The organism is Cronobacter sp. HA18006 (assembly GCF_011605445.1).
Taxonomy (GTDB): Bacteria; Pseudomonadota; Gammaproteobacteria; order Enterobacterales; family Enterobacteriaceae; genus Cronobacter; species Cronobacter sakazakii.
The window spans coordinates 1,035,656-1,048,403 of record NZ_JAANQB010000011.1 but is presented as its reverse complement, the minus strand read 5'-3'; the positions used below and the strand labels follow the sequence as shown (position 1 = coordinate 1,048,403).

Sequence of the window (12,748 nt, the reverse complement as noted above, 5' to 3'; positions counted from 1 at the left end):
GGACTTGATGGGCAGCGCAGGCGAATAAGTAAATATTATTACACCTGCGTGATTATCAGAAGGTCAGGACTTTATCAGCCTCCAGCGTCCACCCGGCAAGCTCAACCAGCGTGCCAATCTCCACGCCGTCAATCAGCGGCAGCGCGCTCACGCCGCGCCCGTCGGCGCAGGTCTTGCACAGCTTCACCGGCACATTCTGGGCGGTGAGAATCTCCAGCATCTGCTGCACGTTATAGCCTTCAGCGGGTTTCTGACCGCGCAGCCCAGCGGTGACGGCATCCGACATCAAAAACAGTTTCAGCTCAGGGGCCTGCGGCTGGTCGCGCAGCGCGATGGCAAGACGCAGGCTATTAAACAGCGATTCGCTGCCGTAAGCCGCGCCGTTGGCGATAATCACGATTTTTTGCATCCGGAACTCCTTTGCCATGACGGCATAGTTATTGCTTGATTCCTGTAAAGGCGATCACAGGAGAAAGAGCGATGGCAATTCCCGCGACATCCTTGCAGAACGCGCAGGCGTGGTTTCGTTTCGCCCGTGAGAGAAAACGCAGCCAGCTGGAAGCGTGGTCGGGCGTCGGCGACTGGGTCAGTCAGATAAGCCATCTGGTGCATATGCTACAGCGCGAGCGCGGCGCGTCCAACATCTGGCTCTGTTCCGGCGGGCAGCTTTTCGCGCGCGAGCGCGCCTTTTGCGTGACAGAAACCGACCAGCGCGCGGCGCAATTTCGCGCGGTGCCCGTGCCGGTTGCCACCGCAGGCAGCCTGCTTTCCTGGCACATGGCCTGCGCGCTCTGGCAGCTTGAGCAGTTGCCTGGGCTGCGCGCGCGAATTCTCGCCCGCGATATTGAGCCCGGCGAGGCGATGGAGAGTTTTAATCTGGCGATCCGGCATCTGCTGGATCTGGTGCCGGAGGCGAGCGAAAGCGTCGATGAAGCCTCGCTCGCCCGTGCGCTGACGGCGCTCTACAGCTTTATGCAGGGTAAAGAGCTGGCGGGCCAGGAGCGCGCCATCGGCGCTATCGGTTTTACGCAGGGCGCGTTCAGCGAGCCCCTGCGACAGCGGCTCGCTGACCGCATTGACGGGCAGCAGCACTGTTTCGATACGTTTTTATCGCTCGCCTGCGCTGATATTCGCGAGCGTTTTTACCGCCACGGTGAAGCCACGCGCGAGCTTGAGCAGTTGCGTCGTCTCGCCTGTACGCGGCTGCCCGCCGATGACCACCGCGCGCGGGCGGTGCGCTGGTTTGGGTTGCAGACCACGCGGCTCGACGCGCTGCGCGATATCGAGGAGGCGTTGATTGCTGCATTGCTGGCGGAGGCCCGCAGGCTTCTGGCGCAAGAGGCGCACAGTGAAACACCGGAGGCGGCGCTGGCACGCCGTGCGCCTTTGCATGACGAGCAGGAGACGCCAGCGCTTGAGCGGCATCTTCTGCCGCTGGTGCGCCAGCAGGCTCGCGAGGTGGAATCGCTGACGCGCCAGCTCGCCTCGCTGCAGGCGAACCTTGAAGAGCGCAAGCTTATCGATCGCGCCAAAAGCTTGTTGATGAGTCACCAGCAGCTCAGCGAGGAGCAGGCGTGGCATCAGTTGCGCAAGCTCGCGATGGATCAGAATAAACGGATGGTGGAGATTGCCGAGGCGATGCTTGCCGTCGCCAGGCTCTGGCCGGTAACCCCAAAGGAGTAGCTGCACAGCCAGCGGGCATTTTATGCATGGAAATGGGGCAGAGCGGGGGAGTGTGCGGGGCGTTTTTTCGCGTGTTACTGGCGGGTGTGCTGCGCTTACCCGCCCTACAATATCGATCCTCACGTTTTACGTAGGGTGGGTAAGCGCAGCACACCCACCACGGGGATAACCAATCACGTTTTTGTAGGATGGGTAAGCGTAGCGCACCCACCACGGGGATAACCAATCACGTTTTTGTAGGGTGGGTAAGCGTAGCGCACCCACCATCTCCCGATAACCAGGAAAAAAGGCCGGAGGAGAGGGTTTTGCTCCGGCTAAAAAAAAATCGGCCCATAAGGCCGATTTTCCGCCGGGAGCCGGGATTGCAAAGGGGGCGGCGGCGAGCCCCCTTTGCACGTTCGCGTGAGGGAAGCGTCCATATAAAAAAGGCGTTATGGCGAACGGAACGTGTTCACCGACCTTGTATATTTCCCTTCAGCCTGGCCGTGTAAACCGGACGGCGGGTGCGTTGCACTTACCCGCCCTACGAAGGGGAGATGTGATGCGTAGGGCGGGTAAGCGCAGCGCACCCGCCACGGAACTCACCCTGAAACCTGGCACACCCCTTGCTTAATTAATCCTGACAACCATTTCCCGGCAGCTCGCCAACGGCGGCGGGCAAACCGGAAAGGATAAAGGCGTCCTGCAATGTCTTCGGGCATTGGCGGACGCCTTTTTTATTTTCAGGAGCAGCCATGAGCGATTCATCCTTTTCTCTTTCCCGCCGCCGCTTATTGCAGGCCGGGGCCGCGCTTAGCGGCGCGATGCTGTTACCGGGGCTTATGGGCAGCGTGTGGGCCGCGGGGTCTGACAAACCCGAGCTCGACACCGTGCGCGTCGGCTTTATTCCGCTCACCGACTGCGCGCCGGTGGTGATGGCCGCGCTGAAAGGCTTCGATAAAAAATATGGCATCCGCATTCTGCCCAGCAAAGAGGCGAGCTGGGCGGCGGTGCGCGACAAACTGGTCTCCGGCGAGCTCGACGCCGCCCATGCGCTCTATGGGCTCATCTACGGGCTGGAACTCGGTATTGCCGGTAAAGCACAGCCGATGGCGACCCTGATGACGCTCAACCAGAACGGCCAGGCGATTTCGCTCAGCGCCGATCTGCTGAAAAAAGGCATCACCACGCCCGACGCGCTGCAAAAGCGGGTAGCCGCAAGCGAGCCTGGCGCTTACACCTTCGCCCACACCTTTCCGACCGGCACCCACGCCATGTGGCTCTACTACTGGCTGGCGGCCGCGGACATTCATCCTTTTAACGATGTACGCACCGTGGTGGTGCCGCCGCCGCAAATGGTGATGAACATGCGCATCGGCAATATGGTCGGCTTCTGCGTCGGCGAGCCGTGGAACGCCCGCGCCATCAACGACCGCATCGGCTTTACTGCCGCCACCTCGCAGTCCATCTTCCCGGATCACCCCGAAAAAGTGCTCGGCACCCGCCGCCAGTGGGTGGAGCAGAATCCGCACACCGCCCGCGCGCTCACCGCCGCCGTGCTGGAGGCCGCCCGCTGGATAGACGCCTCGGACGACAACCGGCGCGAAACCGCGCAGGTGCTGGCGAAACGCGCGTATCTCAACACCAAAGTGCAATACCTCACGCCGCGTATGCTCGGCGAGTACGACGACGGTGCCGGAAAGCGCTGGCAAGACGATCACGGCATGCGCTTCTTCCGCGACGGCGAAGTGAGCTACCCGTGGCACTCCGATGGCATGTGGTTCTTAACCCAGTTCCGTCGCTGGGGCCTGCTGAAAACCGATCCGGACTACGCGGCCATCGCCGCCCGCATCAACCGCACCGACATCTATCAGCAGGCCGCAGAGGCGGTGGGCGGCGTCGCGCTGCCCGCGTCAACGCGGCGTACCAGTCGTCTGATGGACGGCAGCGTCTGGGACGGGCGCGATCCCGCCGCGTATGCCGCCCGTTTTGCCATGAAACGTTAAGGGGAAACCATGAAAAAGCGTAAACAGACCGTCAGCGCGGTGCCTGAACAGCCCGCCGGTGAAGTGATAGTGATGCCCCGCGTGGCGGTGCGTAAACGCCGCGCGCCGCTCGCGGCCACGGTAAACGCGCTGCTGGCCCGCGTGGTGCCGGCCATTCTGGGCCTGGCGCTGCTGGTGATTGCCTGGCAAATCGCGGCCGTCAGCAGCAAAGGCTTTCCGACGCCGCTCAGCACGCTCGACTCGGCGCTGACGCTGTTCGCCGATCCGTTCTACAACGACGGGCCAAACGATCAGGGCATCGGCTGGAATGTGCTGGCCTCGCTTAGTCGCGTGGCGGTGGGCTTCGGGCTGGCGGCGCTGGTGGGGATCCCGCTGGGTTTTCTGATTGGCCGCTTTACCTTTCTCGGGCGCATGTTTAATCCGCTCATCGCGCTCCTGCGCCCGGTCAGCCCGCTCGCCTGGCTGCCCATCGGCCTGCTGCTGTTTCAGAAGGCCGAGCCCGCCTCCAGCTGGACCATTTTTATCTGCTCTATCTGGCCGATGGTCATCAACACCGCCGAAGGGGTGAAGCGTATCCCGGAGGACTACCTCAACGTGGCGCGCGTATTACAGCTCTCCGAGTGGACCGTGATGCGCCGCATTCTCTTTCCGGCGGTGCTGCCCGCGGTGCTCACCGGCGTGCGGCTCTCCATCGGCATCGCCTGGCTTGTGATCGTCGCCGCCGAAATGCTCACCGGCGGCCTCGGCATCGGCTTCTGGATCTGGAACGAGTGGAACAACCTCAACGTGGAAAACATTCTCATCGCCATCGTCATCATCGGCGTGGTGGGGCTCTTGCTGGAGCAGGGGCTGATGCTTATCGCCCGCCGCTTCAGCTGGCAGGACAAATAAGGAGCGAACATGAAACCGATTATTCAGGTACAGAACGTCAGTCAGCGCTTCAACACGGCGAGCGGCGAGTTCCTGGCGTTGCAAAACGTCAGTTTCGACATCAACGCGGGCGAAACCGTGAGCCTTATCGGCCACTCCGGCTGCGGCAAATCGACGCTGCTCAATCTTATCGCGGGCATCACGCTGCCGAGCGAGGGCGGGCTGCTGTGCGATAACCGTGAAATCGCCGGGCCCGGCCCGGAGCGCGCCGTGGTGTTTCAGAACCATTCGCTGCTGCCCTGGCTCACCTGCTTTGACAATGTGGCGCTGGCGGTGGATCAGGTGTTTCGCAAAACCATGGATAAAGCGCAGCGCCGGGAGTGGATTATTCACAACCTGGAGCGGGTGCAGATGGGGCACGCGCTCAACAAACGCCCTGGCGAGATCTCCGGCGGCATGAAGCAGCGTGTCGGCATTGCCCGCGCGCTGGCGATGAAACCGAAAGTGCTGCTGATGGACGAACCGTTCGGCGCGCTCGACGCGCTGACCCGCGCGCATTTGCAGGATGCCGTGATGCACATCCAGCAGGAGCTCAACACCACCATCGTGCTGATTACGCATGACGTGGACGAGGCGGTGCTGCTCTCCGATCGCGTGTTGATGATGACCAATGGCCCGGCGGCGACGGTCGGCGAGGCGCTGGAGGTCAATCTGCCGCGTCCGCGCAACCGGGTGCAGCTCGCCGACGACAGCCGCTATCACCAGCTGCGTCAGCAGATCCTGCATTTCCTCTACGAAAAGCAGCCGAAAGCGGCGTAAGGAGCGGCGATGGCGCAACGACTGGTGATTATCGGCAACGGCATGGCGGCGGTGCGTCTGGTGGAGCAACTGCTGGCGCGCGCGCCGGAACGCTTCGCCATCACGCTTATCGGCGATGAGCCGCTGCCCGCCTATAACCGCATCCTGCTTTCGCCGGTGCTGGGGGGCGAAATGTCCGCCGCGCAGACGCAGCTTCACGACGCGTCCTGGTATTCTCGTTACGGTGTCACGTTGGTAACCGGTGAGCGGGCGCTGGCGGTGGATCTGACCGCGCGCACCGTCACCACCGCCGCGCGCACGCTGCCCTGGGATGAGCTGGTGTTCGCCACCGGCTCGACGCCGTTTATTCCGCCCATTGAAGGCAGCGGGCTGCCGCACGTGCGCGCCTTTCGCACGCTGGCGGATGTTGGGGCGCTTCTCGCCACGCCTGGCCCCGCCGTGGTGCTTGGCGGCGGTCTGCTTGGGGTGGAAGCGGCCGCGGCGCTCGCCCGTCAGGGCGCAGCGGTGACGCTGGTGCATCGTCACCCGTGGCTGATGGAGCAGCAGCTGGATGCGCAGGCGGGCGAGTGGCTCGCCGAAAGCCTGCGCGAGCGCCACATTCGCGTGGTGACCGGCAGTGGCATCACGCGCATCACGCCAGATGACGTCACGCTCGCCTGCGGCGAAACCGTCGCGGCGCAGCGGGTGGTGATCGCCACCGGCGTGCGTCCGGCTATCGCGCTGGCGCAGTCCGCCGGGCTCGCTTGCCAGCGCGGCATTGTCGTTGATGACACGCTTCGCGCCTCGCACCCGGCGGTGAGCGCTATCGGCGAGTGCTGCGAAATCAACGCGCAAACCTGGGGGCTGGTGGCGCCCTGTCTGCAACAGGCGGACGTGCTGGCGGCGAGGCTCAGCGGCGAGACGGCGCGCTTTGGTTATGAGGAAAAAGGCACGCGGCTCAAGGTCACCGGTATCGCGGTTTTTAGCGCGGGCGAGGTGACGCCGGGCCCGCAGGCGCAGACGCTGACAAGCCTCGACCCACTAGCCCGCCATTACCGTCGCCTGATTATTGAGCACGGCAGGCTCACCGGCGTGCTGCTGTATGGCGATACCGACAGCGCCGGCGAGCTGATGAATCACTTCGGGCAGCCGCTGCGCGCCAGCGCCGGGCTGCTGTTTGATGAAACCGATGAAACGCAGCCCGCGGCTGCAGGATATGACACGATGACAAAACAAACTCTGGTGGTCGTGGGCCACGGCATGGTTGGGCACCATTTTCTGGAGCAGTGCGTCAGCGCCGGGCTGCATGAGCGCTTTCATATCATCGTCTTTGGCGAAGAGCGCCACGCGGCCTACGATCGCGTGCATCTCTCGGAGTATTTCGCCGGACGCAGCGCGCAGTCGCTCTCGATGGTGCAGGGCGATTTCTTCGCGCAGACGGGCATTGAACTACGCACCGGCTGTCAGATTGTGGCGCTGGATCGCGCGCGGCAGATCGTGCGCGACGCACAGGGTCACGAAACGCATTTTGACAAACTGGTGCTTGCTACCGGCTCCTGGCCGTTTGTGCCGCCGGTGCCGGGTCGTGACCTGCCGGGCTGTTTCGTCTACCGCACGCTTGACGATCTCGACGCCATCCGCGAACGCGCGCAGCACGCCACGCGCGGCGTGGTGGTGGGCGGTGGTCTGCTGGGGCTTGAGGCGGCGAATGCCCTTAAACAACTGGGGCTGAAAACGCACGTCGTGGAGTTTGCGCCGGGGCTGATGGCGGTGCAGCTCGATGCGCCTGGCGCTGCGATGCTGCGCGAGAAAATCGAGGCGCTGGAGGTCAGCGTGCATACCAGCAAATCCACCACCGCGATTGTCGAAGAAAATGGCGGACTGACGATGCAGTTTGCCGATGGCGACAGCCTGCATACCGATCTGATTGTCTTTTCGGCGGGCATCCGCCCGCAGGACAGCCTTGCGACATCGGCGGGGCTTATGACCGGCGAGCGCGGCGGCATCGTGATTGACGACCAGTGCCGCACCAGCGACGCGCATATTTTCGCCATCGGCGAATGCGCGCTGTGGGAGAACAAAATTTTCGGGCTGGTGGCACCAGGCTATCAGATGGCGCGGGTCGTTGCGGCGACGCTCGCGGGCGAGACGGCGGCATTCCGCGGCGCGGACATGAGCACCAAACTGAAGCTGCTTGGCGTCGAGGTCGCGTCGTTTGGCGACGCGCACGGGCGCACGCCGGGCAGTCAGAGCTATCAGTGGACGCACGGGCCGAAGCAGATCTACAAGAAAATTGTCGTCTCCGCAGACGGCAAAACGCTGCTTGGCGGCGTGCTGGTGGGCGACAGCAGCGAATATGCCACGCTGTTACAGATGATGCTGAACGGCATGGCGCTCCCCGCCGAGCCGGAGACGCTGATCCTGCCCGCCAGCAGCGGCGCGCCCGCGAAAGGGCTCGGCGTGGCGGCGCTGCCGGAAAGCGCGCAGATCTGTTCGTGCCATAACGTCAGCAAGGCGGATATCTGCGCGGCGGTTGTCGCCGGCGCAGGCGATATGGGCGCGGTGAAAAGCTGCACCAGAGCGGCGACCGGCTGCGGCGGCTGTAGCGCGCTGGTCAAACAGGTCATGGAGTATCAGCTCGAACAGCAGGGCGTCACGGTCAAAAAAGATATCTGCGAGCACTTTGCGTATTCGCGCCAGGAGATTTACCACCTCGTGCGCGTTAATCATATCCGCACGTTTGACCAGCTCATCAGCCGCTACGGCCAGGGCCACGGCTGCGAAATCTGTAAACCGCTGGTGGGCTCGGTGCTGGCGTCGTGCTGGAACGAATACCTGCTGAAACCGGCGCATCTGCCGCTCCAGGACACCAACGATCGCTACTTTGCGAATATCCAGAAAGACGGCACCTACTCGATCGTACCGCGGATGGCAGCGGGCGAAGTGACGCCGGACGGGCTTATCGCCATCGGGCAGATAGCCAAACGCTATCAGCTCTACAGCAAAATCACCGGTGGCCAGCGCATCGATCTTTTCGGCGCGCGGCTTGAACAACTCCCGGCGATTTGGGCAGAACTGGTGGCGGCGGGCTTTGAGACCGGCCACGCCTACGGGAAATCGCTGCGTACCGTGAAATCGTGCGTCGGCTCCACCTGGTGTCGCTACGGCGTGCAGGATTCGACGGGGCTGGCGGTAACGCTTGAGAACCGCTACAAGGGGCTGCGCGCGCCGCACAAAATTAAAATGGCGGTCTCCGGCTGCACCCGCGAATGCGCCGAGGCGCAGGGCAAGGATGTCGGCGTGATCGCCACCGACAAAGGCTGGAATCTCTACGTCTGCGGCAACGGCGGCATGAAGCCGCGCCACGCGGATCTCTTCGCAAGCGATCTCGACCGGGAGACGCTGCTGCGCACCATCGACCGCTTTCTGATGTTTTACATCCGCACCGCCGACCGTCTGCAACGCACCAGCACCTGGATGGATAACCTGGAAGGCGGCATTGAGTATCTGCGCGAGGTCATCCTTGAGGATTCGCTCGGGATTGGCGAGGAGCTGGAGCGCGAAATGGCGCAGGTGGTCGAAAGCTACCAGTGCGAATGGCAGACCACGCTGGCAAGCCCCGACCGGCTGGCGCTGTTCCGCTCGTATGTCAACAGCGATAAACCGGATGAAGCCGTGCAGCGCCGCGAGCTCAGAGGCCAGCCGCAGCCGGTGGAGGTCGTGCAGCCGGTGACGCCGCGCGCGCCGGAGCGCCCGTGGCAGGCGGTATGTGAGCTGAAAGACATTCCACCGCAGGCGGGCATCGGCGCGCGGCTTGGCGACATGCAGATTGCGCTGTTCCGTTTTGGCGATCGCGTTTACGCGCTCGATAACCTGGAGCCGGGCAGCGACGCCAATGTGTTGTCGCGCGGGCTGCTGGGGGATGTCGGCGGCGAACCGGTGGTAATTTCGCCGCTCTATAAGCAGCGTATCCGGCTGCGTGACGGGCGGCTTGCGGAAGCGCTCACCGAGGCGGTGCGCGCCTGGCCCGTGAAAGTGGAGGGCGGAAAGGTGTGGGTGGCCGGTCAGGCGCTGCTGTTACAGGCGCAGGCGTCATGAACGGCGTTAAGACCACCTGCCCCTATTGCGGGGTCGGCTGCGGCGTGGTGGCGCAGCGCGACGACAGCGGCGCGGTGAGCGTGCGGGGCGATGAAAACCATCCGGCGAACTTCGGGCGGCTGTGCGTCAAAGGCGCGGCGCTCGGCGAGACGACCGGCCATGACGGGCGGCTGCTGTACCCGGAAGTCAACGGCGAACGGGCAAGCTGGGAGACAGCGCTCGACGCGGCGGCCTCGCGGCTTGGCGATATTATCGATAAGCACGGCCCGCAGTCGGTGGCATTTTACGCCTCCGGGCAGCTGCTTACCGAGGATTACTACGCCGCCAACAAGCTCATGAAAGGGTTTATCGGCGCGGCGAATATCGACACCAACTCGCGGCTCTGCATGTCTTCCGCCGTGGTGGGCTACAAACGGGCGTTCGGGGCCGATGCGGTGCCGTGTAGCTATGCGGATCTGGAGCAGACCGATCTACTGGTGTTTGTTGGATCGAACGCCGCCTGGGCGCACCCGGTGCTGTATCAGCGCATCGCGGCCGCGAAGCAGGCGCGCCCGGCGATGAAAATCGTCGTCATCGATCCGCGGCGTACCGCGACCTGTGATATCGCCGATCTCCACCTGGCGCTGGCACCCGGCAGTGACGCCGGGCTGTTTGTCGGGCTGCTGAACGCGCTTTCAGCACTGCTCGCGCCTGAGACGTTCGACGGCCAGGCGCAGGCGCTCGCGGCCGCGCGGGCGTGGAGCGTGGCGCGCGTGGCGCAGTTCTGTGGGCTGCCAGAAGCCGAGGTGGCGCGCTTTTACGACTGGTTTTTGAGTGCGCCCACGGCGATGACGCTCTACACCATGGGCATTAACCAGTCCTCCAGCGGCAGCGACAAGTGCAACGCCATCATTAACGTGCACCTGGCGAGCGGACATATCGGGCGGCCCGGCTGCGGGCCGTTTTCGCTGACCGGTCAGCCGAACGCGATGGGCGGACGCGAGGTGGGCGGGCTGGCTAATCAGCTCGCCTGTCATATGGGCTTTGAACCGGCGGATATCGCCCGCCTCGGGCGATTCTGGGGCAGCGAGCGCATCGCGCAGACGCCCGGCCTGATGGCGATAGAACTCTTCGACGCCATCGGGCGCGGTGAGGTAAAAGCCGTCTGGATAATGGGCACCAACCCGGCGGTATCGCTGCCGGACAGCGACGCGGTGCGCCAGGCGCTGGCGCGCTGCGAACTGGTGATGGTGTCTGACATTACCGCGCAGACCGATACGGCTGCTTTTGCGCATATTCGTTTTCCGGCGCTGGGGTGGGGGGAGAAAAACGGCACGGTGACCAATTCAGAGCGGCGGATCTCGCGCCAGCGCGCCTTTCTGCCCGCGCCCGGCGAGGCGCGTCCTGACTGGTGGATAGTCGCGCAGATGGCGCATCGCCTGGGTTTTGGCGAGGCGTTCGGCTGGCAGCATCCGCATGAGATTTTCTGCGAGCACGCGGCGCTGTCGGGTTATGAGAATGACGGCGCGCGGGCGTTTGATATCAGTGGGCTGGCCGCGTTAACCCGCGAGGCGTATGACGCGCTCGCGCCGGTGCAGTGGCCGGTGACGAACAAACAGCCGCAGGGTACGCCGCGTCTGCTGGAAACCGGGACAGGCTGGCGTGGCGGCAGGCTGAATATGGTGGCGGTTTCTCCGGCGCTGCCGCAGGCGCGGCCCGACGCGCGCTACCCGCTGTGGCTCAATACCGGGCGCATCCGCGATCAGTGGCACACGATGACCCGTACCGGCCGCGTGGCGCGGCTGATGCAGCACCAGCCGCTGCCGCAGGTGGTGATGCATCCTGACGACGCGGCGCGCTACGGTGTGCGCGAGGGCGACCTGGTAGAAGTGGCTTCAGCGCAAGGGTTTATGGTGGGCTGGGCAGCGCTCAATGACGCCCAGGCACCCGGCGCGCTGTTCGCCCCGATGCACTGGAACGCGCAGTTCGCGAGCGACGGGCGCGTCAATACGCTGGTGGCCCCGGTCTGCTGCCCGCACTCCGGCCAGCCGGAAAGCAAACAGACCGCCGTGCGTCTGCAAAAACGCCGCACCGCGTGGCAGGGCGAGCTGTTTTGTCGCGATATGCCGCCGCTTGCGCCCGATCTGCTGTGGTGGCGTCAGGCGCTGCACGGCTGCCTGCATGTCACTTTGGCGGGCAATGCGTCGCCGCAACGCTGGCTGCGTGAAATGGCCGCCCGCGAAAGCTGGCAACTGCAGTATGCGCAGGGCGAGGGGTTCTTTCATCTGCTGGCGTGGCGCGACGGCGCGCTGATGCTGGCGTTTTACAGCGCGGCGCGTCGCCCGGTGGTTCAGCGCGAGGCGATTGCGGCGGCGTTCCTGGAACCGCCTGCGAACGCGGCCGCGCGTCATGCGCTGCTGGCCGGTAAAGGTGCGCAGAGCGCGCCCGCAAAGGGGCGCACTATCTGTAGCTGTTTCGGCGTGGGTGAGAACGCCATCCGCGCCGCCATTCGCGCCGGGTGCGACAGCGCCAGGAAACTGGGTGACACCCTGCGCTGTGGCACCAACTGCGGCTCCTGCATCCCGGAGCTTAAAGCGCTGCTGGCGCAGACGGCGTCACTGCCCGAAGCGGCCAATCAGACCGGTGGCGGCGAGCGCGTGGCCTTTGAGTTTCGTGAAGAGTTCCTCACGCGTCAGGCCGGGCGGGAGATCGGCCGGTAGGTCGGTTGCGATAAGCGTAAAGGTGTAATGGTGCGCGCCGCTGCCCGGCGGCGGGCAGGGGCCGTGCCAGACGCGGGTCCCCGGCGTGTTTTTCCCGCCGGTAAATCCTTTGCCCTCTGTCAGCGCATTGGCGGCAAGGCCGGTGGTGCTGGCGGGAATGTTATAGGCCACCAGGTGCGTCACGCCAAGCCCCTTCGCGCCCTCCGGGTCATGGACGATCAGCGCGAAACGCGTCGTGCCCTGCGGCGCATGGCTCCAGACCAGCGCAGGCGACTGATTCTCACCGGTACAGTTGGGGTTTTGCTTCGCGTTACCGGCGAATTTTTTCTCCATCATGCCGTTATCGGCAAACGAGGGGGACTGCAACATAAAAATACCGTCATCGGACGCGGCGGCGGCGTTCACAGCGGCAACCGCCAGCAGACAAGCGAGCAGCGTTTTTTTCATCGACGTGTCTCACGCAGGGTGGGAATGTTAAGCGTAGCGCACCGCGCGTAAACGGGATGAGGATTATCCTTAAAAGCCGCGTCAGGGCTTGTCGGGAGCGGCAAACGCGATATGGTATACTGTGTAAATGTATCCATTTTCCGGCAAAACCGGCCCAGGAGAGAAAAA

General features: G+C 64.0%; 9 protein-coding genes. 6 read left to right on the top strand and 3 right to left on the bottom strand.

The annotated features are described in order from the left end of the window. Positions 1-55 precede the first annotated feature (55 nt). Complete coding sequence (locus G9X48_RS06670; protein ID WP_007794149.1) at positions 56-409, bottom strand: DsrE/DsrF/TusD sulfur relay family protein; 354 nt, start codon at positions 407-409, stop codon at positions 56-58. 71 nt (positions 410-480) lie between these two features. Between G9X48_RS06670 and G9X48_RS06665 the strand changes: the two genes are divergently transcribed. After that, positions 481-1,683 (top strand): nitrate regulatory protein, encoded by a 1,203-nt coding sequence (locus tag G9X48_RS06665; RefSeq protein WP_097641834.1) that lies wholly within the window; start codon positions 481-483, stop codon positions 1,681-1,683. A 613-nt stretch (positions 1,684-2,296) separates the two neighbouring features. Here the strand turns inward: G9X48_RS06665 and G9X48_RS21595 are convergent. Continuing rightward, positions 2,297-2,419: a hypothetical protein gene (locus G9X48_RS21595; RefSeq protein WP_007868408.1), complete on the bottom strand. Its 123-nt coding sequence runs from the start codon at positions 2,417-2,419 to the stop codon at positions 2,297-2,299. Here G9X48_RS21595 and G9X48_RS06660 point away from each other — a divergent pair. Genes G9X48_RS06660 through G9X48_RS06640 form a run of 5 tightly spaced genes read left to right on the top strand, consistent with a single transcriptional unit; the run spans position 2,418 to position 12,133 of the window. Next, positions 2,418-3,668, top strand: coding sequence for a CmpA/NrtA family ABC transporter substrate-binding protein (locus tag G9X48_RS06660; protein ID WP_097641833.1), 1,251 nt, complete (start codon positions 2,418-2,420; stop codon positions 3,666-3,668). The genes G9X48_RS21595 and G9X48_RS06660 overlap by 2 nt on opposite strands. A 9-nt stretch (positions 3,669-3,677) precedes the next feature. After that, the gene (ntrB, locus tag G9X48_RS06655; protein WP_097641832.1) at positions 3,678-4,559 is read left to right on the top strand and encodes a nitrate ABC transporter permease; all 882 of its coding nucleotides are present in this window, start codon (positions 3,678-3,680) and stop codon (positions 4,557-4,559) included. 9 nt (positions 4,560-4,568) lie between these two features. Further along, complete coding sequence (locus G9X48_RS06650; protein WP_004387007.1) at positions 4,569-5,357, top strand: ABC transporter ATP-binding protein; 789 nt, start codon at positions 4,569-4,571, stop codon at positions 5,355-5,357. Between the two features lie 9 nt (positions 5,358-5,366). Continuing rightward, a complete protein-coding gene (gene nirB / locus G9X48_RS06645) occupies positions 5,367-9,434 on the top strand; it encodes a nitrite reductase large subunit NirB (protein ID WP_097647685.1) in 4,068 nt (1,355 codons plus the stop codon). Beyond that, complete coding sequence (locus G9X48_RS06640) at positions 9,431-12,133, top strand: nitrate reductase (protein WP_097641269.1); 2,703 nt, start codon at positions 9,431-9,433, stop codon at positions 12,131-12,133. The genes nirB and G9X48_RS06640 overlap by 4 nt, the downstream gene beginning before the upstream one ends. Here the strand turns inward: G9X48_RS06640 and G9X48_RS06635 are convergent. After that, on the bottom strand, positions 12,029-12,580 hold the full coding sequence (locus G9X48_RS06635; RefSeq protein ID WP_097565691.1) for a YbhB/YbcL family Raf kinase inhibitor-like protein: 552 nt from the start codon (positions 12,578-12,580) through the stop codon (positions 12,029-12,031). The genes G9X48_RS06640 and G9X48_RS06635 overlap by 105 nt on opposite strands. Positions 12,581-12,748: the final 168 nt, after the last annotated feature.